Below are 20,660 nucleotides of genomic sequence, written 5' to 3' on the forward strand. Positions count from 1 at the left end.
GCGAGGCGGCGGGGCATGACCCCGCCGGCGCTCGACGTCGGCAGCCCGCTGCTGCCCCGCGCGGATGCCGATCGGCTCGTGCGGCGGTGCGAGATCCCGTTCCGAGCGCGCGACCTGGGCGTCCAGCAGCCCGAGGCCGTCGCCGCGCAGGTCGTGGGAGCCGGCGGGCACTTCCGTGGCGTCGACGTCACTAGCGTGGGCCCGGCCGGGCGCCTGGCGGCCGCCGCGGCTCCCGGGAGGCCCCGTGACGAGTGGATGGCGCGCGCCGGTCCGGCCGGTGGCGCTCCTGGGCGTCGCCGTCCTGCTGGCCGTCGGGCTTGCGTCGGTCCTGGCGCTGGTGCCGCCGGCGCCGGTCCCCGCCGACGCCCCCGAGGGCGCGTTCAGCGCGGAGCGGGCGATCCGCCACCTCGACCGGATCGCCGAGGCCCCGAGGCCGCCCGGCTCGGCGGCCCACGCCGAGGCACGAGACCACCTCGTCGAGCGTCTCCGGTCCTGGGGGCTGGCCACGGAGGTGCAGCAGGACGTCGGGCTGACGGACCGGGGCGCGCCGGGGACGCAGCGGCTGGCCGCCGTCGCCAACGTGGTGGGGACGCTGCCGGGCTCGGCTCCCACGGGCACGGTGCTGCTCGCCGCGCACTACGACACCGTGGCGGGATCACCCGGCGCCGGCGACGACGGGGTCGGTGTCGCGACGGTGCTGGAGACCGCCAGGGCGCTGAGCGCCGTCGACCGCCGCAACGACGTCGTCGTCCTGCTGACCGACGGCGAGGAGGACGGGCTGCTCGGTGCCGAGGCCTTCGTCCGGACGCGGGCCGGGGCGCCGGGCACCACGGTGGTGCTCAACCACGAGGCGCGCGGCGTCACCGGGCCACCGGTGACCTTCCGGATGACCTCGCCGAACGACGGCCTGCTCGACGCCCTGTCCTCCGCGCCGGGCGTCCTCGTGGACTCCGGCTCCGAGGCGGTGTTCGAGGCGCTGCCGAACGACAGCGACTTCCGGCACTTCGACGCGGCGGGCATGCACGGCTACGACACCGCGCTGGTCGCCGGTGGCGCCTACTACCACTCACCGCTGGACGATCTCGAGCACCTCGACGCCGGGTCGCTGCAGCAGATGGGACGGGCGAGCCTGGCCTTGGCGCGCGATCTCGCCGACCGCGACCTCACCTCGCTCCCGGACGGCGGCGAGGACCTCGTCACCGCGCTGCCGTCGGGGCTGCTCCGCTACCCGGCGTCCTGGGAGGTGCCGCTGGCGGCCGGGACCGTCGCGGTCGCGGTCGCGCCGGTCGTGGTCGCGCGCCGGCGCCGCGCGCTCACGCTCCCGCGGACGGCGCTGGCCGCCGGCGCCGCCGCGGTCGTGGTCGTCGTCGCGGGCCTCGCCGGCTACGCGCTGTGGCAGGCCGCGCTCGCGATCGACCCCGGCCAGGCGTCGGCGGTGGTCGGCGAGCCGTACCGGCCGGTGCCGTACCAGGTCGCGGTGCTGCTCGCCGCCCTCGCCGTAGCGCTCGCCGTGCTCGGCCCGCTCCGCCGGCGGCTCGGCCCGGACGCCCTGGCCACCGGGTCCGCGGTCCTCCTCGCCGCCTGCGGGGTGCTGCTCGCCGTCGCGCTGCCGGGCACGTCGATGACGCTCGTGCTCCCGACGCTGGCTGCCTCGCTCGGTGCCCTCGTCGCGGCGGTGCTCCCGGCCCGGTGGCGGGGGATCCCGGTGGTCGCCGGCCTCGTGCCCGCGGCGGTCCTGCTCGCGCCGGCGGTCTGGACCGGCTTCGACGTCGGGCTGGGGGTGGGCGGGCCGGCGAGCGCGGCGCTCCTCGCCGTCCTGCTGCTGCTCGCGCTCCCGGTGGCCGACGCCGCCTGGCCGGCCCGGCCGGGAGTTCCGCGGCGGCGCCTGCTGCTGCCCCCCGGGCTGGCCCTCGTGCTCGCGGTCTCCCTCACCGCGTCGGGCCTGGTGCTCAACCGGGAGGGGGCGACGCCGCCCCGGCAGGAGTCGCTCCGGTACGCGCTGGACGCGGACACCGGGGAGGGACGCTGGATCTCCCTGCGACCGCCGTCGTCCCGGTGGAGCCGGACGCTCCTGCCGGACGGGCCGGAGCCGCTGCGGCAGGCGATGCCGTGGACGGACGGCGACCGGATCGCGCACGGTCCGGCGGCCGGCACGGACCTGCCCGGGCCCGACCTGGAGGTGCTCGGCGACCGGACCGGCGACGGCGTCCGCGAGCTGACGCTCCGGCTGTCCTCCCGGCGCGCGGCACCGGGCCTCGGCCTGTGGGTGGCGGCCGGCGGCGCCACGGTCCGCGAGGCGGTCGTGGCCGGCCGTCGGGTGCCGGTCCACGGCCCCAGCGGGCCGTGGGACTTCGGCTTCCAGTTCACGGGAGCGGCGCCGGACGGCGTCGTCGTCCGGCTCGCCGTGGATCCCGGCGGTAGACCGCTCACGGTGCGGATCGCCGACCGCAGCGACGACCTGACCGACGCGCCCCGGCTCGACCCGCCGGCGGGGCGGGTGCTCGTCACGCCGCAGGTGTTCGTCAGCCGGGCCGTGGCGCTGTGAGGCCCGGACGTGGGGGTGCCGCGGACGCGGTCGTCGACCGCGGGGATCCGGGGCTGCCCCAGGACGTCGGTGCACCGTGGCACGATCTCGCGGGTGACCGGCCGCCCCGCCGAGACGGAGCACCTGCGCGACCTCGCGCGGTTGCGCCGCGTCCGCGACCGGATCGACCGCGAGTACGCGCAACCGCTGGACGTGGCAGCCCTCGCCCGCGGCGCGCACGTGTCGGCCGGGCACCTCAGCCGCGAGTTCCGCCGCGCCTACGGCGAGTCGCCCTACGCGTACCTGATGACGCGGCGCATCGAGCGGGCGATGGCGCTGCTGCGCCGCGGTGACCTGAGCGTCACGGAGGTCTGCTTCGCGGTCGGCTGCTCGTCGCTGGGCACCTTCAGCACCCGTTTCACCGAACTCGTCGGCGTCCCGCCCAGCGTCTACCGGGAACGGGCGGCGAGCGCGACGGCGGGGATGCCCCCGTGCGTGGCCAAGCGGGTGACCCGACCGGTCAGGAATCGAGAAGCGTCCGCCGCGGCGCCGTCCCTAGCGTGACGGCCATGGACCTCACCATCCACGCGAGCTTCCTGCCCCAGACCGACCCCGACGCCGCCCTGGCCTTCTACCGCGACACCCTCGGCTTCGAGATCCGCAACGACGTCGGCTACGGCGGCATGCGGTGGATCACCGTCGGCCCGCCCGGTCAGCCGGACACCTCGATCGTGCTGCACCCGCCCGCGGCCAGTCCAGGCCTCACCGACGACGAGAAGCGCATGCTCGCCGAGATCGTCGCCAAGGGCAGCTACTTCGGCGTCAACCTCGCCACCCCCGACCTCGACGACGCCTTCGCGACGCTGGAGTCGCGGGGCGCCGAGGTCGCCCAGGAGCCGGTCGACCAGCCCTACGGCGTGCGCGACTGCGCCTTCCGCGACCCCGCGGGCAACGAGATCCGCATCCAGGAGCGCCGCTGAGCCGTCCGGCGACCGCCCCGTCACCCGGACGGGCGTCGCTCGCCGGCCGATCGCGCCGATCGGGTAGACAACGGAGGGGTGCGGCGACCGCGCCGACGGAGGAACCGGACGCAGCGCCCGGGCCGGTCGGACCGGGCCGGGCGAGGACGACGGAGATCGCGAGGGCGGCCCGTCCGACGGATGGAGACACGATGAGCACGGCCACCACGACGGACGCGGCGTCCCCCGGGCTGCACGCCGCCGACAGCCACGAGTGGATCCGGGTGCACGGCGCGCGCGAGAACAACCTCAAGGACGTCAGCGTCGAGATCCCCAAGCGCCGGCTGACCGTGTTCACCGGGGTCTCCGGCTCGGGCAAGAGCTCCCTGGTCTTCGACACGATCGCCGCGGAGTCGCAGCGGATGATCAACGAGACCTACAGCGCCTTCGTGCAGGGCTTCATGCCGACGCTGTCCCGGCCGGACGTCGACGTCCTCGAGGGGCTGACGACGGCGATCATCGTCGACCAGGAGCGCATGGGCGCCAATCCGCGCTCCACCGTCGGCACCGCCACCGACGCCCATGCCATGCTGCGCATCCTGTTCAGCCGGCTCGGGCAGCCGCAGATCGGCCCGCCGAGCGCGTTCTCCTTCAACACGCCCTCGGTGCGGGCCAGCGGCGCGATCACCGTCGAGCGCGGCGCCAGGACGACGTCCGAGAAGGCGACCTTCACCCGGCTCGGCGGCATGTGCCCGCGCTGCGAGGGCATGGGCTCGATCAACGACATCGACCTCACCGCGCTGTACGACGACTCGAAGTCCCTGAACGAGGGTGCCCTCACCATCCCCGGCTACAGCATGGACGGCTGGTACGGCCGCCTCTTCCAGGGCGCCGGGCTCGACATGGACAAGCCGATCCGCGACTACACGAAGAAGGAGATGCACGCCCTCCTCTACAAGGAACCGACCAAGATCAAGGTCGAGGGCGTCAACCTCACCTACGAAGGCGTGATCTCGAGGATCCAGAAGTCGATGCTCGCCAAGGACGTCGAGGCGATGCAGCCGCACGTCCGGCGGTTCGTCGAGCGGGCCGTCACCTTCACCACCTGCCCCGACTGCGCGGGCACCCGCCTGGCCCCGGAGGCCCGGTCGTCGCGGATCGCGGGCAAGAACATCGCCGACCTGTGCGCCATGCAGATCAGCGACCTGGCCGACTGGTTGCGCGAGCTCGACGAGCCATCCGTGGCGCCGCTGCTCGGCGGCCTGCAGCACCTGTTCGACTCCTTCGACGGGATCGGGCTCGGCTACCTCTCCCTGGACCGGCCGGCCGGCACCCTCTCCGGCGGGGAAGCGCAGCGCACCCGGATGATCCGCCACCTCGGTTCGGCGCTCACCGACGTCACCTACGTCTTCGACGAGCCGACGATCGGCCTGCACCCGCACGACATCCAGCGGATGAACGGCCTGCTGCTGCGGCTGCGGGACAAGGGCAACACCGTGCTGGTCGTGGAGCACAAGCCGGAGACGATCGCGATCGCCGACCACGTCGTCGACCTCGGCCCCGGCGCCGGCACCGCCGGCGGCGAGGTGGTGTTCGAGGGCACCGTCGACCGGCTGCGGGGGAGCGACACCACGACCGGCCGCCACCTCGACGACCGGGCGAGGCTCAAGGAAACGGTGCGCACGCCGTCCGGCGCGCTCGAGGTCCGCGGTGCGTCCACGAACAACCTCCGGGACGTCGACGTCGACATCCCCCTCGGCGTGCTGGTCGTGCTCACCGGCGTGGCCGGGTCCGGCAAAAGCTCGCTGGTCGACGGCTCGGTCGCCGGCCGCGAGGGTGTCGTGGTGATCGACCAGGGCGCCATCCGGGGTTCGCGGCGGAGCAACCCGGCGACCTACACCGGCCTGCTCGACCCGATCCGCAAGGCGTTCGCCAAGGCCAACGGCGTGAAGCCGGCCCTGTTCAGCTCCAACTCCGAGGGCGCCTGCCCCGCCTGCAACGGCGCCGGCGTCATCTACACCGAGCTGGGCGTCATGGCCACCGTCGAGTCCACCTGCGAGGTGTGCGAGGGCAAGCGGTTCCAGCCGGCGGTGCTGGAGTACACGCTGGGCGGCCGCAGCATCGCCGAGGTGCTCGCGATGCCGGTCGCCGAGGCCGAGGAGTTCTTCGCCGACGGCGAGGCGCGCACGCCGGCCGCCCACGCGATCCTGGACCGGCTCGAGGACGTCGGGCTCGGCTACCTCACCCTGGGCCAGCCGCTGACCACGCTGTCCGGCGGCGAGCGGCAGCGGCTCAAGCTGGCCGCGCAGATGGCCGAGAAGGGCGACGTCTACGTGCTCGACGAGCCGACCACCGGCCTGCACCTCGCCGACGTCGAGCAGCTGCTCGGCCTGCTCGACCGGCTCGTCGACTCCGGCAAGTCGGTCATCGTCATCGAGCACCACCAGGCGGTCATGGCGCACGCCGACTGGCTCGTCGACCTCGGCCCGGGCGCCGGCCACGACGGCGGCCGGATCGTCTTCCAGGGCACCCCCGCCGACCTCGTCGCCGCCCGCACCACGCTCACCGGCGAGCACCTCGCGGACTACGTCGGCGCCTGATCGAGGCGCTCGCGCCGGCTGGGGGTCCACGCGGCGGGCGTCGTCGGCGGCCCGGCCGGCCGCGGCTGGGCCGTCGAGGTCGTCTTCGGCTACCCGGGCGCCGTGGCGTGGTGCGCCAGCTCGGCGCCGATGCCCGCCCCGTACGGGGTCCGCGGCGGCTGGCGGGCCACCTCCACCGACAACCTCCTCGAACCGGCCAGCGCCCTGCCGGCGCTGGAGCTCACCCTGGACGTGCAGCAGCGGCTCGCCGCGACGACCGGCTAGGCGTGCGCACGATCCCGCGCAACGGGAGGTCCGGCGCTCCACCGCAGGCGGGCCGCCGTCAGGGCGACGAAAAGGCAGGGAGCACCCGCTCCCTGCCACTTCCAACGTATAGCGCACCCGGGGGCTTGCGGCAAGACCCCGGTCGTGCCGCAGAATCGCCGGCCGAGGCCACCACCTGCGGAAACGGCTCCCGGAAAGCGCGACGTCGAGCCGCTCGGGAGCGCCGGACATGGCAGGCCGGAAAGTGCGGACCTCGGATGGGAACCGATGACGTGAATCCCCTGACCACCACCGCGTTCGACCTTCCCGAGCACCTCGCTCCGAAGGCCGACCCGATCCTGATCGCTGCCGACGAGGAGCAGTTCGCCGCCATCGCGGCCAGCCTCGAGCGGTCGATCGCCGACCTGTCCGACCGTCTCGACGCCGAGCGCAGGGAGCCCGGCGGCTCGGGGCAGGAGGCGCTGGACCGGGACCTGGAGATCCACCGGCTGACCGCCCGGCTGCGCACCCTCCGGCGTCACGGGCTGGACCTGTGCCTGGGCCGCATGGTCGCCGCGGACGGCGCCGAGCCGGTGTACGTCGGCCGCCTGGGACTCAGCGACAGCGCGGGACGTCGGCTGCTGGTCGACTGGCGCTCCTCCGCGGCCGAGCCGTTCTTCGGAGCGACCCACGCCCACCCGATGGGTCTGGCCAGCCGGCGCAGGTACCGCTGGACCCGGGGCCGGATCAGCGACTACTGGGACGAGGTGTTCACCCCGGACGGGCTGGAGGGGCACGCCGCGCTCGACGACCAGTCCGCGTTCATCGCCAGCCTGGGTGGCAGCCGGTCGCCCCGGATGCGCGACGTGCTCGGCACCATCCAGGCCGACCAGGACGCGATCATCCGCGCGGGATCCGACGGCGCGCTCGTCGTCGACGGCGGTCCGGGCACGGGCAAGACCGTCGTCGCCCTGCACCGCTCGGCCTACCTGCTGTACTCCGACCCGCGCCTGGGCCACCACCGGGGCGGCGTGCTGTTCGTCGGACCGCACCAGCCGTACCTGGCATACGTCGCCGACGTGCTGCCGAGCCTGGGGGAGGAGGGCGTGCAGATCTGCACGCTGCGGGATCTCGTCCCCGAGGGGACGGCGGCAGCGGCCGAGACCGACCCGGAGGTGGCCCGGCTGAAGTCGTCGGCGGCCCTGGTGGAGGCGATCGAGTCGGCCGTCGGCTTCTACGAGGAGCCGCCGACCACGGGGATGACCGTCGAGACGCACTGGGACGACGTCCGGCTGTCCGCCGACGACTGGGCCGAGGCCTTCCAGGCGCACGAGCCCGGTACGCCGCACAACGAGGCGCGCGACCAGGTCTGGGAGCAGCTGGTCACGATCCTGGTCGACAAGCACGACGCCGACGTCCCGTCCGCCGCGCTCCGCACGTCGCTGTCGCGGAACCCGGACCTGGTCAGCGCCTTCAACCGGGCGTGGCCGCTGCTCGAGGCCCCCGACCTGGTGGGGGACCTGTGGTCGGTGCCGGCCTACCTGCGCAGGTGCGCCCCGTGGCTCGGCGTCGACGACGTCCGGAAGCTGCAGCGCGCGGACGCCCAGGCGTGGACGGTGTCGGACCTGCCGCTGCTGGACGCGGCGCGGCAGCGGCTCGGCGACCCGGAGGCGTCCCGGCGCAGGCGTCGGCAGGAGGCCACCGTCGCCGCCGAGCGCGAGCGCATGGCCGACGTCATCGACCGCCTGATCGAGGCCGACGACTCCGAGCTGCTGCTGATGACCACCCTGCGCCACCACGACCTGCGGGACGCCCTGGTCGACCAGGCCGCGCTGCCCGGTGCCGACCCGGACCGGCTGGCCGGCCCGTTCGCGCACGTCGTCGTGGACGAGGCGCAGGAGCTGACCGACGCGGAGTGGCAGATGCTGCTGCTCCGCTGCCCGTCCCGCAGCTTCACCGTCGTCGGGGACCGCGCCCAGGCCCGGCACGGGTTCACCGAGTCGTGGCAGGCGCGGCTCGAGCGGATCGGGCTCGACCGGATCGGTCTGGCCTCGCTCGGCACCAACTACCGGACGCCGGCGGAGGTCATGGCCGAGGCCGAGCCGGTCATCCGAGCCGTGCTGCCGGACGCCAACGTGCCGACGTCGATCCGCAGCAGCGGCGTCCCCGTGGTGCACGGGTCGGTGTCGGAGCTGGGCCCGATCCTCGACACCTGGCTGGCCGCGCACGCCGAGGGAACCGCCTGCGTCATCGGCGATCCCACGGTCCGGGCAGGGTTCCGGGCGGGGCCCCGCGTCCGGTCGCTGACCCCGGAGCTGGCCAAGGGGCTCGAGTTCGACCTGGTGGTCCTCGTCGATCCCGGGGCGTTCGGCGCGGGCATCGAAGGAGCCGTCGACCGCTATGTCGCGATGACGCGGGCGACGCAGCAACTCGTGATCCTGACGAGCACCTGAGGAACGACGCCAGGACACCTTCTCCCGGGCGGACGGCAAGCGCCCGGGGCGCCGGTCAGTGCGCGGCCGGTGACGCCGTCTCGGTGGGCAGCTCCTCCTGGGAGGCCGCCCAGGACGCGAGCAGCCTGAGCGCATCGGCGGTCGGGGTGCCGGCGGCGGCGGTGTAGACGTTGAGGTGCAGGCCCGGGGCGGAGGCGATCTCCATGCCTTCGAAGTCCAGGTCGAGCTGGCCGACGACCGGATGCCGCAGCCGCTTCTGCCCACTGCGGTGGAACTGAACGTCGTGGCTGGCCCAGCGCCGCCGGAACACCTCCGACCGGGTGGACAGCTCACCGACCAGCTCGATCAGCTCCTTGTCGTGCGGATTGCGGCCGGCCTCCAGGCGGAGCATCGCGGCGGCGTCGTTGGCGGTGCGGTCGTAGTCGACGAAGAACTGCTGCGCAGCGTCGGGTTCGAGGTAGATGAAGCGCGTCGTGTTGGCCGGACGCCGCGGTGCGGCCAGCACGGGGGAGTAGAGCGCCCGTGCCAGGCCGTTCATCGCCACGATGTCGTGGCGGCCGTTGCGCACCCATGCGGGGGCGTCGGTCATGGCGTCGAGCATCTGCTGGATCGCGGGTCGGACGGTGGCCGGCGTGGTCCGCCTGCGCTTTGCCCGGCGGGGGCCGCTCTGCCGGGCGAGGGCGTACAGGTGGGTCCGCTCGGCCTCGTCGAGCCGGAGCGCGTCGGCCACCGCGTCGAGCACGCTCTCCGAGGCGCCGGCCAGGCTGCCGCGTTCCATGCGGACGTAGTAGTCGACCGAGACGCCGGCGAGCATCGCCACCTCCTCGCGGCGCAGACCCTTCACCCGGCGGTTGCCGCCGTAGGCCGGCAGGCCCGCCTGGTCGGGCGTGATGCGCGCCCGGCGCGAGCTGAGGAACTCGCGGATCTCCCCGGCCAGGTCGGATGGAGGCATGGCTCAACGGTAGGTAGCCGCCGTCCGACCTGGGAGGCACTGGCAGTCCCTGGCTCGACAGGTCCTCCCGAGCCCCGGGAGGCCGGACCTAGCGTCGTCCGCATGACCAGTCCCTCGTTCACCCTGAACAACGGCGTCGAGATCCCGGCCATCGGGTTCGGCGTCTTCCAGACACCCCCGGACGAGACGGTCGCCGCCGTGCAGACCGCCCTCGCGACCGGCTACCGGCACATCGACACCGCCGCGGCCTACCTCAACGAGCGCGAGGTGGGGGAGGGCATCCGCCGCGCAGGGCTCGACCGTGCCGAGGTGTTCGTCGAGACGAAGGTCTGGATCACCGACTACGGCTACGACGCGACGCTGCACGCCTTCGACAAGAGCGCACGCAAGCTGGGGATCGAGCAGATCGACCTGCTGATCCTTCACCAGCCGCTGCCCCTCGGAGTTCGACCTCGCGCTGGACGCCTACCGGGCGCTGGAGCGGCTGCTCGCCGACGGGGCGGTGCGGGCGGTCGGGGTCAGCAACTTCAGGCCCGAGCACCTCGGCCGCCTGCTGGCGGAGTCGTCGGTGGTGCCCGCGGTCAACCAGATCGAGGTGCACCCCTACTTCCGGCAGTCCGACCTGCTCGCGGTCGACGCGGAGCACGGGATCCTCACCCAGGCGTGGTCGCCGATCGGCGGCATCACCTTCTACCGCGCCGGTTCGCACGGCAGCACCCTCGAGGACGCCACCATCGGGAAGATCGCGGCCGCGCACGGCCGGACGCCGGCCCAGGTCATGCTGCGCTGGCACCTCCAGCAGGGCCGCCAGGTCATCCCGAAGTCGGTCACGCCGTCGCGGATCGCCGAGAACTTCGACGTCTTCGACTTCGAGCTCACCGGTGACCAGTCGGGCGCCATCGACGCCCTCGACACCGGCGTCCGCGGTGGTCCCGACCCGGCGGCGATCACCCGCGAGACCTTCGGCCTGCAGATCCCCGAGGCCTGACGAGGCACGCAGGCGAGCAGGGCGCCGGCCACTCCGGTCGGCAGGGCACCCGCAACTCGGCAGAGGGGCCCTGCCAGTACCTGGAACGACAGGCACTGCCACGGCGACCCGTTCGGGGGGTTCCGTGGAGGTCGACAGCGTGCGAACGACATCACGACAGATGGGACAGCAACGTGCGAGCAGCACTGATGTACGGCGCCGGCGACGTCCGGGTCGAGGAGGTTCCCGACCCGACGCTGGAGGCTCCCACCGACGCGCTGGTGCGCGTGGTGCGCGCCTGCGTCTGCGGCAGCGACCTGCACCCGTACCACTCGATGCCGGCCGGGCAGGGCACGCAGATGGGCCACGAGTTCGTCGGCGTCGTCGAGGAAACCGGCTCGGAGGTGTCGGCGGTGCAGCGGGGGGACTTCGTCATCGCGCCGTTCGCCTACTTCGACGGCACCTGCGTGTTCTGCCGCGAGGGGCTGACCACCTCGTGCGAGCACGGCGGGTTCTTCTCCACCGCGCAGGCGGAGGCGGTCCGCGTGCCGCTGGCCGACGGCACGCTGGTCAAGGCCCCGGTGGGCGAGGACTCCGCGCTGCTGCCCTCGCTGCTGACGCTGTCCGACGTGATGATCACCGGCCAGCACGCGGCGGTGCAGGGCAAGGTCGGCCCCGGCACGTCGGTCACGGTCATCGGCGACGGCGCCGTCGGGCTCCTGGCCGTGCTGGCGGCCAAGCGGCTCGGCGCCGAGCAGATCGTCCTGATGGGGCGGCACAAGACCCGGACCGACCTCGGCGTCGAGTTCGGCGCGACCGACGTCGTCGCCGAGCGCGGTGAGGAGGGCATCGCGAAGGTGCGCGAGCTGACCGGCGGGCACGGCACGCACGCGGTGCTCGAGTGCGTCGGGCACATGCCGGCCTACGAGCAGGCCGTCGGCACCGTACGGGCCGGCGGGATCATCAGCCGGGTCGGCGTGCCGCAGTACGAGGAGGCGGCGGTCGGCATGGGCACGCTCTTCGGCCGCAACATCACCCTCACCGGCGGCCCCGGCGCCCAGCGTCGGTACATCGAGGAGCTGCTGCCCGAGGTCCTCGACGGCCGCATCGAGCCGGGCAGGGTGTTCGACCGCACGGTCGGCATCGACGGCGTGCCGGAGGGCTACCGAGCGATGGACGACCGCGAGTCGCTGAAGGTCCTCGTCCGTCCCTGACCCCGTCATGACGCACCTGGCCATCCGGGCCGGCCTCGCCGACGGCGGGGCCGGCCCGGAGACCGGGTGGGGCGCGCACGTCACCGCTGGGAGCGCCGCCGGCAGCTCGCCCGCCACGCGTCCCCGCCCAGGGCGCCGCCGGCGCGCCGGCGTCGAGCGCCCGGCCGAGGGCGCGGTTCGACCTGAGCCGCCCGGCCAACCAGCGCAAGCTCGACGTCGTCGAGGACCTCGCCCGGCTCGCCGACCAGGCAGGCCTCTCGCTCATCGAGCTGGCGATCGCCTTCGTGATCACCCACCCCGGCGTCACGTCGGCGATCGTCGGGCCGCGCACGATGGAGCAGCTCGAGTCCTAACCTCCCGGCCGCGCACGCCGCCCTGTCGACCGACGTGCTCGACCGCATCGACGAACTCGTCGCCCCCGGGGTGACGGTCAACCCCGACGACGACAGCTACGGCGACCACTCCCTGACGGCCGGGGCGCGTCGTCGCTGACGGCTCGAACGCGTCGCCGTCGTGTTCCGGGGCCGCGGCAGCACCCGCGTCGGAGACGCAGAAGCGGAGTTCTGCGTGGCGTCTGCGTGGTCCTCCCTGCGCAGCGCGGTGACGCTCGTCGAGACGCCGTCACCCGCCGCGCAGACGAGGAGTCGCACCATGGGCAAGCACGTTCTGGAGCCGGAGGCCCAGGCGTTCGCCGAGGCGACCGCCGCGCCGCCGTTCCTCTACGAGCTGGGACCCGAAGGAGCGCGCAAGGTCCTGGACGACGTGCAGGCCGCGCCCGCCGACAGGCCGGCCGTCGAGGAGAAGTGGACGACCGTCCCCGCAGAGGTGGGGGACGTGCGGGTTCGCATCGTGCGGCCCGCGGGTGCGATCGGCGAGCTCCCCGTCGTGCTGTACGTGCACGGCGGCGGCTGGGTGCTGGGCAACGCCGCTACCCATGACCGACTCGTGTGCGAGCTCGCCGCCGGGGCGGACGCCGCGGTGGTGTTCGTCGAGTACGACCGTTTGCCCGAGGCGCGGTGCCCGGTCGCGATCGAGCAGGCCTACGCGGTCGCTCGCTGGATCACCGGCGACGGCGCGTCCGAGGGTCTGGACGCCGCCCGCATGGCCGTGGCCGGTGACTCCGTCGGCGGGAACATGACGGCCGTCCTGGCCATCCTGGCCAAGCAGCGTGGCGACGTGACCTTCGTGCACCAGTCGATGTACTACCCGGTCACCGACGCCGCCCAGGACACCGCCAGCTATTCCGAGTTCGCCGACGGGCCGTTCCTGACGGCCAAGGGAATGGCCTGGTTCTGGGACTGCTACGCCCCGGACCAGCAGCGCCGATCGGAGGTGACTGCATCACCGCTGCGTGCCTCGCGCGAGGAGCTCGCCGGCCCCCCGCCGGCGTTCCTGATCGTGGACGAGAACGACGTGCTCCGCGACGAGGGAGAGGCGTACGCCCGGCGCCTGCTGGAGGCCGGCGTCCCGGTCACGACCGTGCGCTGCAACGCCATCATCCACGACTTCATGATGCTCGATCCGCTCCGGCGGACACAGGCCACGACCGCCGCCGTGGAGCAGGCCGTCCACGTCCTCCGCAAGGCCCTCGGCACCCCCTAGCGCTCCAGGACTGCTCCACCCGACCGAAGGAGAGTTCGTCATGGCGTCGATCTCCGAGCGGGAGAGCCGGGAGATCCAGGCGGCCAACGCCTCCGGCAACACCCCGGTGGTCCTCATCCACGGACTCTGGCTGCTGCCGAGCAGTTGGGCCAACTGGGTGGACTTCTTCGAGCAGGCCGGCTACGCGCCGCTGACGCCGGACTGGCCAGACGATCCCGGATCGATCGAAGCCGCCCGGGCGGAGCCGGAGGTCCTCGCGGGCAAGACCTTGGAGCAGGTCGCCGCTCACACCACCGAGATCATCAAGGCCCTGGACGAGAAGCCGGTGGTCATGGGGCACTCGACAGGGGGCCTGCTGGCGCAGATGCTGGCGGGCCGGGGCCTCTCGGCCGCCACGGTGGCGATCGATCCTGGGATCTTCCGCGGCGTCCTGCCGCTGCCGGTCTCCACGCTCAGGTCGGCGGGCCCGTTCCGGATCGACCCGCGCACGCGCGGCCGCGCGCTCACGCTCACGTTCGACCAGTTCACGTACAGCTGGGCGAACGCGCTGGACGAGAAGGAGGCCAGGGAGCTCTACGACGGCTACCACGTCGCCGGCTCCGGGATCTCGCTCGTGCAGATGGGCAACGCGAACCTCAACCCGTGGACGGAGGCGAAGGTCGACACGAACAACCCCGACCGCGGGCCCCTGCTCATCATCGAGGGCGAGAAGGACCACACGGTGCCGTGGGCGATCGCCAACGCTGCCTACAAGCGGCAGAGGCGCAACGCCGCCGTGACGGTGATCGTGAAGATCCCGGATCGAGGCCACTCCCTCACGATCGACCACGGCTGGCGCGAGGTCGCCCAGACGGCGCTCGACTTCGTCCAGCGGTTCACCTCGGGTGGTCACGCGACGACGACATCCGTACCGAAGGCGCGCGACGCCTCGGCGACCTCCGGGCTCGGCAGCGGGGACTCCGTCGCGCCGACGACGACGTCGTCCTGAGGCCGACGTCGTCCTGACCGGGGGCGCTGCCCGGGTGGGTGACCCTCGCCCCGACGGGACACGGCCACCTGCACCTCAGCTGCGTGCCACCAGCTGCCGCCTCCCGTGTCGACGCCCGAGGCGGACCGGGGGTCTCGGGGACGCGCCGTGCCGGCCTTCCCGGCGGACCCCCGGACCCGGCTGTCCCGGGGAGCCCGACGACGTGCGACGCCACTGGTCCGCAGCCGCGCGCGCCGCCGCACGAGCCGCCCGTGACTCGTGCGTGGCGAGTTCCGCTTCGGCGTAGAGCCGGAGAAGACCGCGGAGGGCGTAGCGGTCGCCTGGTGCGGGCTGGACGAGGTTCAGGTCGGCGAGCTCGTCGAGCACGTCCTCCGCGCGCCAACGCGGTTCCCCCACCAGCGCAGCGGCGAGGCCGGCAGGGACCGTCGGCTCGTCGACCAGCGCCAGCCGCCGGAAGAGCCGCCGGGCGGCCGGTCCGAGTTGGTCGACGGACGACCTGATGGCCGCGCGGATCTGCAGATCCCCGGCGGTCAGCGCGTCCAGCCGGTGCTCCCGCACCGCCAGGCGTTCCACCAGCCCGGCCGCCGTCCACCCGGGTCGGCTGGCCACGCGGTTGCCCGCGATGCGCAATGCCAGGGGGACGTGGTCGCACAGCCGTGCCAATCGGGCGAGATCCGTCTGCGCGGCCTGCTCGGCCGGGATGATCGCGGCCAGCACCTGACGGGCGTCCGAGCTCGGCAGCCGGTCCAGCGGGACGCGCCCGGCCTCGTCCAGCCCGGCCAACGACCGCCTGCTGGTGACCAGGAGGGCGGTCGGGCCCGTCGTCGGCCGCAGCGCCCTGATCTGCGATTCGCTGGCGGCGTCGTCGAGGACCAGCAGGCGCTGGCGCTCGGCCAGCAGCTCCCGCACGTACCCCGTGTCGTGACCCGTGCTCTCCCGGCCGAGGAGCGCGCCCAGCACGCGGTCGGCGACGGCTCGCGGCGACGGCGGTTCGTGCGTCACACCGCCCAGGTCGACGAAGAGCTGGTCGGGGAACGCGCTTCGCAGCCGGGCCGATGCCCGGACCGCCACGCTGGTCTTGCCGTAGCCGGGGGGACCGGTCACGACCACGAGCGGCGACCGCGCGGCCCGGGCGCCGGTCAGCGCCGCCGTGACCGACGCCAGCTCCGCTTCGCGGCCGGTGAAGTCCGCGGTGTCCCGCGGGAGCGGGAGTCGCCAGGACGGCGCGCGCTGGGGGCGGCGACGCCCGTCTCGTGCCGCCTGGAGCAGCGCCGCACGGTCGGCCTCGGGCAGGTCCAGGGCCTGCGCGATGGCGAGCATGGTCCGGTGCTGGGGGGCCCGCGCGGCCCCGCGCTCGATGTCGCTGAGGGCGCGGGCGCTGATCCCCGATGCCTCCGACAGCCCCTCCAGCGTGAGGTCGGCCGCGAGGCGGAGGCCGCGGACCACCTGACCGAGGGGTTCGGCGTCCACGGGTCCTCCCGTCAGGGTGCGGCCGGTCCGGCGGCCGGCCGCCTCAGCTCGCCGACCGCCGGGCCGGCGGTGATCCTGTCGCTCGACGGGCGTGTCATCGCCGCACGTCCGCGGGACGGCGCACCCAGTCCTCGAACCGGGTGCTGCCGAGGAGGGCGTCGTCCTCGGGGACGAGCGTGCGCTCGCCCAGCTCCGCGCCGAAGTACCGCGCGTGAGGGTCGGCCACCACGGGACGGGGGTCGCCGACCGCGTGGAGGGCCAGCTCGACGAACTCGTCGAATCGGTACCGCTGCGGCCCGGCGACCTCGACGTGGTTGTTCGTCGGCGGGCCGACCGCGGTCCGCGCGACGGCGGTCGCCACGTCTTCGGCCGCCATCGGCTGGTAGAGCACCGGGGGCAGGTGGACGGTCCCGTCCACGGTGGCACCGTCGGCGATCCCTGCGGTGAACTCGAAGAACTGTGTCGCGTGGATGATCGACCAGGGGACCGGCGAGGCCTCGATGAGCTCCTCCTGGGCGGCCTTCGCGCGGAAGTACCCGATCTCCGGCGTGCGCCGCGTGCCGACCACGGACAGGGCCACGTGGTGGCCGACGCCGGCGGCAGCCTCGGCGGCCAGGAGGTTGCGGGTCGAGGTGGTGAAGAACGACCGTGCCGCGGCGTCCTCGAAGGAGGGGGAGTTCGACACGTCGACGACCACCGAGGCGCCGACGAGGACGCCGTCCAGTCCCTGGCCCGTCAGGGTGTCGACGCCCGTGGCCGGGGAGGCGGCGACCGCCTCGTTGCCGTGTTCGGCCAGCTTGGCGACGACTCTGGACCCGATCCGTCCCGTCCCGCCGATGACGACGATCTTCATGGTGGACCTCCGAAGCGCAGCGGGTGCTGTGCGGTGGTCGACCCTCGTCCCGGGACCACGGGGACCGCGCCGGTCGACACCCCTGTGGGGACACGGGTCCCGGGACCCCCGGGGCCCGGTGCCGGGCGCGAGTACGGCGGCCGGGACGACGGACCAACGGCTCTTGGCCCAGCCGATCACGCGCTGCCAGGCTCGGATCGTGGCCATCCGCGGTGGCCGTTCCCCGCTGCTGGGGCGTGGCAGGGAGACCGCTCGTCTGGAGCGCCTGGTCGCCGATGTGCGGGCAGGTTCCAGCGCCGTGCTGGTGCTGCGCGGAGCACCCGGGATCGGCAAGACCGCGCTGCTGGACCACGTCGCGGAGGAGGCCTCGGACTGCTGTGTGCTCCGGGCCGCCGGTGTCCAGTCCGAGATGGAGATCCCCTACGCCGGTCTCCACCAGCTCTGCGCGCCCCTGCTCCGCGCACTCGAGCGCCTGCCGCCCTCCCAGCGGGATGCGCTGCGGACCGTGCTCGGCCTGCGCGACCTGGCGGTCCCCGAGAGGTTCCTGGTCGGGCTGGCCGTCCTGACGTTGCTGTCCGAGGCGGCGTCCGACCGGCCGTTGGTCTGCCTCGTCGACGACGTGCAGTGGCTCGATCGTGCCTCCGGCGAGGCCATGGCTTTCGCGGCGCGGCGCCTGCACGCCGATCCGGTCGCGATGGTCTTCGCCGGCCGTGAGCCCAGCGAGGAACGCCGGCTCGACGGGTTGCCGGACCTGGCGGTCGAGGGGATCGGGGACGACGACGCCCGGCGGTTGCTGGCTTCCGTGATGCCCGGATGGCTCGATCCGCGGGTGCGGGACCGGATCATCGCGGAGACCCGCGGCAACCCGCTCGCGGTGCTGGAGGTCCCCAGGAGCGCCAGCCCGGCCGAACTGGCGGACGGGTTCGCGGCGCCGGCCAGGGGACACCTCACGAGCCGGATCGAGCAGGGGTTCGTCAGCCGGTACCGGGCGATGCCCGGCGTGACGCAGCGCCTGCTGCTCACAGCGGCCGCCGAGCCGACCGGCGACGCGAGCCTGCTGTGGCGGGCCGCGGCGCGGATGGGCATCGAGACCGGTGCCGCCGGTCCCGCCGTCGACGACGGGCTGGTCGAGCTCGGCGCACGAGTGCGGTTCCGCCACCCGCTGGTGCGCTCGGCGATCTACGGAACGGCGCTCCCCGGGGAACGCCACCTCGTGCACCGCGCCCTGGCCGACGTGACGGATCCGGCCCTCGACCCCGACCGGCGTGGCTGGCACCGGGCGTACGCCGCAGCGGGACCCGACGAGGACGTCGCGGAGGAGCTGGAGAGCTCGGCTGCCCGAGCGCAGCGCCGCGGCGGGATGGCGGCGGCAGCCGCCTTCCTGGAGCGCGCCACCGAGTTGACGCCCGACCCACGGTGTCGAGGGCGGCGGGCGCTGGCCGCTGCCCGCGCCGCCTATCAGGCCGGGGCCGCGGACCGCGCCACGGAGCTGCTCGCCACGGCCGCGCTGGGCCCCCTCGACGAGCTGGAGCTCGCCGGCACGGAGCGGTTGCGCGCGCAGATCGCCTTCTCCCGTTCCCGCGGTGTCGATGCGGTGTTCCCGCTGCTCGGGGCAGCGCGGCGGCTGGAGCGGCTGGACGCCGACCTGGCCCGGGAGACGTACCTGGAGGCCATCGCTGCGACCGTGTTCGCCGGCCGCTTCCTCGACCCCCGCCAGCGGCGGGCCGTGGCCGAGGCGGCTCGGTCCGCGGCGCCGAGGGCAGGTCCGGTGCGTGCACCGGACCTGATGCTGAGTGCTCTGGCGACCCGCGTGACCGAGGGCTTCGCCGCCGGGGCGCCCGTGATCCGTCGCGCCCTCGACGGCTTCCGCCAGGACGACGGGGAGAGCGCCCGGCGCTGGCTGTGGCTGGCCTCCCGGGCTGCCCCGGAGGTGTGGGACGACGCCGCGTGGTTCCGGCTCGCCACCCGCCAGACGGACCTGGCCCGGCAGGCCGGCTCGCTCACCCTCCTCGCGGTCGCGATCAACTCCCTGGCGTACGTGCAGGTGCACAGGGGGGACTTCGTCGCCGCGGCCGCCCTGCTCGACGAGGAGGACGTGATCGCGGAGCTCACGGGCAGCGCGCCCATCGTCCACACAGCACTCGTCCTGGCCGCATGGCGAGGAGACGAGGAGGCGGTCCCGCTGATCGCAGCCCTCGGCGCCGCCGCGACGAGGAGGGGTGAGGGACGGGCGCTCACCATGGCCGAGTACGCGACGGCGGTGCTGGAGAACGGGCTCGGCCACTACGAGGCGGCGCTGGCCGCGGCGGAGTCGGCAGCGGAGCACGACGAGCTGGTCGTCCCGGGGTGGGCGCTGGTCGAGATGGTCGAGGCCGCGGTCCGCAGCGGCCACCGGGACCTCGCCGAGGCCGCCTGCGGGCGGCTCGCCGCGCGATCCGGCCTCAGCGACACCGACTGGGCCCGCGGCATCGAGGCGCGCTCGCGTGCTCTCCTCAGCGACGGCGACGTGGCGGACGCGCTGTACCGGGAGGGCATCGAGCGGCTGTCGCGCAGTTCCGCTGTCGCGCAGCTGGCCAGAGCCCACCTGCTGTACGGCGAGTGGCTCCGGCGCGAAGGGCGACGCGCGGACGCTCGCGAGCACCTCCGCACCGCCCACGACGCGTTCACCCGCATGGGAGCGCACGCGTTCGCCGAGCGAGCCGGACGCGAGCTGTTCGCGACCGGGGAGACGGTGCGCGGACGGTCGGGGATCGGGCGTCCCGAGCTCACCGCCCAGGAGGCACAGGTCGCCCGCCTGGCGTGCGCCGGGCTCACCAACCCGGAGATCGCCGCTCAGCTGTACCTGAGTTCACGCACGGTCGAATGGCATCTGCGCAAGGTGTTCGTGAAGCTGGACATCAGCTCCCGCCGGGACCTCCAGCGAGTGCTCCCCGACTTCCCGCCGCTCGGCGCCGGTGCTCGGCCTCGGCACGATCTCGAATCCCGCGCAACATCCGCCGCATCATCGGGAAGTCCCCGACCTCCATCAGCAGCACCGTGAGCAGGACCAACGGGCGCGACCACTCGTAGACGGTCTGCAGGCGGGTGACCAGCCGGGTCCGCCCCCCGGGGAGCGGCCGGAGGCGCCACGCGAACGTGCGGTTCGGCGTCCGCCACAGCAGCCACTCCGGGGCGATGAAGCCGTCGACGCGGAACGCCGTCCGCTCCGACGGGCTCGGCACCATCGCCAGCCACTGACCGATGTGGATGTCCTGCAGCTCGGGGACGATCACCCGGGCGCTCGGGCGGGCGAAGTTGTCGAGCAGGTCGTCGGCGTAGAAGCCGCCGCGCCGGACGCCGACCTGGACCAGCCAGGGCCACACCTCGTCGGGTGTGGCGGCGATCGTGATGGCGCGGGTGCAGCGGTACTGGGCGCGGGAGAGCAGATCGTCACCCGGCATCGTCGACGCGACCTCCTCCTCCGTGGCACCCCACGTGCGGTGCCAGTGCCGCAGCAGCGGCGCGGTGAGGAAGAGGGGCACGTCGGCGATGACGTCACCGAGCTGGCGGAGCAGGGCCGCCGCCGTGATCGGGGGTGCTCGGTGACCCGCACGGGCGGCCGGCTCGGTCTGGTTCTCGAGCCGGTGACCGGACGTCGTCCTCACGGCTTCCTCCTCCGTCGCGCGCTATGGGATCGACGTGCTCCGCCGCGATCGTCGGCCTGCGGCGGGCCGCCGAGAAGGAGGAAGTGCAGATCTGCGTGGCTTCTTCGTGGCGTCCCGGGGAGGACCGAGCCGACGCTGGACGAGCAGCTCCGATGCGCCCGACACGAGGAGTCCGGGCTCCTGCGCACGGC

General features: G+C 74.0%; 15 protein-coding genes and 1 pseudogene. 13 read left to right on the plus strand and 3 right to left on the minus strand.

Translation table 11 applies throughout. From position 1 onward, the window contains the following. Positions 1-244 precede the first annotated feature (244 nt). The 6 genes from OF117_RS16430 to helR all read left to right on the plus strand — a co-directional run bounded on the left by OF117_RS16430 (position 245) and on the right by helR (position 8,779). Entirely contained in the window at positions 245-2,545 is a 2,301-nt protein-coding gene (locus tag OF117_RS16430; RefSeq protein WP_263553919.1) for a M28 family peptidase, read from the plus strand. A gap of 93 nt (positions 2,546-2,638) precedes the next feature. Further along, the gene (locus OF117_RS16435; RefSeq protein ID WP_263553920.1) at positions 2,639-3,088 is read left to right on the plus strand and encodes a helix-turn-helix transcriptional regulator; all 450 of its coding nucleotides are present in this window, start codon (positions 2,639-2,641) and stop codon (positions 3,086-3,088) included. A gap of 5 nt (positions 3,089-3,093) precedes the next feature. Then, on the plus strand, positions 3,094-3,504 hold the full coding sequence (locus OF117_RS16440) for a VOC family protein (protein ID WP_263553921.1): 411 nt from the start codon (positions 3,094-3,096) through the stop codon (positions 3,502-3,504). A 191-nt stretch (positions 3,505-3,695) separates the two neighbouring features. Continuing rightward, positions 3,696-6,083, plus strand: a complete 2,388-nt coding sequence (locus OF117_RS16445; RefSeq protein ID WP_263553922.1) for an excinuclease ABC subunit UvrA — start codon at positions 3,696-3,698, stop codon at positions 6,081-6,083. A gap of 129 nt (positions 6,084-6,212) precedes the next feature. Beyond that, entirely contained in the window at positions 6,213-6,347 is a 135-nt protein-coding gene (locus OF117_RS16450; RefSeq protein ID WP_263553923.1) for a hypothetical protein, read from the plus strand. Positions 6,348-6,619: 272 nt separating this feature from the next. Beyond that, positions 6,620-8,779, plus strand: a complete 2,160-nt coding sequence (gene helR / locus OF117_RS16455; protein ID WP_263553924.1) for an RNA polymerase recycling motor ATPase HelR — start codon at positions 6,620-6,622, stop codon at positions 8,777-8,779. A gap of 55 nt (positions 8,780-8,834) precedes the next feature. Here helR and OF117_RS16460 read toward each other — a convergent pair whose 3' ends face one another. Continuing rightward, positions 8,835-9,731 carry a helix-turn-helix transcriptional regulator gene (locus OF117_RS16460; RefSeq protein WP_263553925.1) on the minus strand — a complete coding sequence of 299 codons (897 nt, stop codon included), beginning with the start codon at positions 9,729-9,731 and terminating at the stop codon, positions 8,835-8,837. A 102-nt stretch (positions 9,732-9,833) separates the two neighbouring features. Here OF117_RS16460 and OF117_RS22160 point away from each other — a divergent pair. The 6 genes and pseudogenes from OF117_RS22160 to OF117_RS16480 all read left to right on the plus strand — a co-directional run. Next, a pseudogene (locus tag OF117_RS22160) lies at positions 9,834-10,103 on the plus strand (aldo/keto reductase); the annotation flags it as partial. 130 nt (positions 10,104-10,233) lie between these two features. Continuing rightward, positions 10,234-10,719, plus strand: coding sequence for an aldo/keto reductase (locus tag OF117_RS22165; protein WP_318014265.1), 486 nt, complete (start codon positions 10,234-10,236; stop codon positions 10,717-10,719). 173 nt (positions 10,720-10,892) lie between these two features. Beyond that, positions 10,893-11,912 (plus strand): zinc-binding dehydrogenase, encoded by a 1,020-nt coding sequence (locus tag OF117_RS16470; RefSeq protein WP_263553926.1) that lies wholly within the window; start codon positions 10,893-10,895, stop codon positions 11,910-11,912. Positions 11,913-12,094: 182 nt separating this feature from the next. Continuing rightward, positions 12,095-12,265 (plus strand): aldo/keto reductase, encoded by a 171-nt coding sequence (locus OF117_RS22295; protein ID WP_411969463.1) that lies wholly within the window; start codon positions 12,095-12,097, stop codon positions 12,263-12,265. Positions 12,266-12,563: 298 nt separating this feature from the next. After that, positions 12,564-13,514: an alpha/beta hydrolase gene (locus tag OF117_RS16475; protein WP_263553927.1), complete on the plus strand. Its 951-nt coding sequence runs from the start codon at positions 12,564-12,566 to the stop codon at positions 13,512-13,514. A gap of 40 nt (positions 13,515-13,554) precedes the next feature. Continuing rightward, positions 13,555-14,502, plus strand: a complete 948-nt coding sequence (locus tag OF117_RS16480; protein ID WP_263553928.1) for an alpha/beta hydrolase — start codon at positions 13,555-13,557, stop codon at positions 14,500-14,502. Positions 14,503-14,577: 75 nt separating this feature from the next. Here OF117_RS16480 and OF117_RS16485 read toward each other — a convergent pair whose 3' ends face one another. Together OF117_RS16485 and OF117_RS16490 are read right to left on the minus strand one after the other, a co-directional pair. Then, a complete protein-coding gene (locus OF117_RS16485; RefSeq protein WP_263553929.1) occupies positions 14,578-15,972 on the minus strand; it encodes a helix-turn-helix domain-containing protein in 1,395 nt (464 codons plus the stop codon). A 94-nt stretch (positions 15,973-16,066) separates the two neighbouring features. Further along, positions 16,067-16,825 (minus strand): SDR family oxidoreductase, encoded by a 759-nt coding sequence (locus OF117_RS16490; protein WP_263553930.1) that lies wholly within the window; start codon positions 16,823-16,825, stop codon positions 16,067-16,069. Between the two features lie 199 nt (positions 16,826-17,024). On the opposite strand from OF117_RS16490, the gene OF117_RS16495 reads away from it, so the two are divergent. Next, on the plus strand, positions 17,025-19,865 hold the full coding sequence (locus tag OF117_RS16495; RefSeq protein ID WP_263553931.1) for an ATP-binding protein: 2,841 nt from the start codon (positions 17,025-17,027) through the stop codon (positions 19,863-19,865). The last annotated feature ends 795 nt before the right edge of the window (positions 19,866-20,660 follow it).

This window comes from Geodermatophilus sp. YIM 151500 (assembly GCF_025716945.1).
In the GTDB taxonomy this organism is placed as follows: domain Bacteria; phylum Actinomycetota; class Actinomycetes; order Mycobacteriales; family Geodermatophilaceae; genus YIM-151500.

Bases quoted from the DNA above. Each gene is read 5' to 3' on its own strand.
- OF117_RS16440 (WP_263553921.1), top strand. From the start codon at position 3,094: ATGGACCTCACCATCCACGCGAGCTTCCTGCCCCAGACCGACCCCGAC.
- OF117_RS16445 (WP_263553922.1), top strand. From the start codon at position 3,696: ATGAGCACGGCCACCACGACGGACGCGGCGTCCCCCGGGCTGCACGCC.
- OF117_RS16450 (WP_263553923.1), top strand. From the start codon at position 6,213: ATGCCCGCCCCGTACGGGGTCCGCGGCGGCTGGCGGGCCACCTCCACC.
- OF117_RS16480 (WP_263553928.1), top strand. From the start codon at position 13,555: ATGGCGTCGATCTCCGAGCGGGAGAGCCGGGAGATCCAGGCGGCCAAC.
- OF117_RS16475 (WP_263553927.1), top strand. From the start codon at position 12,564: ATGGGCAAGCACGTTCTGGAGCCGGAGGCCCAGGCGTTCGCCGAGGCG.
- OF117_RS16490 (WP_263553930.1), bottom strand. From the start codon at position 16,825: ATGAAGATCGTCGTCATCGGCGGGACGGGACGGATCGGGTCCAGAGTC.
- OF117_RS16460 (WP_263553925.1), bottom strand. From the start codon at position 9,731: ATGCCTCCATCCGACCTGGCCGGGGAGATCCGCGAGTTCCTCAGCTCG.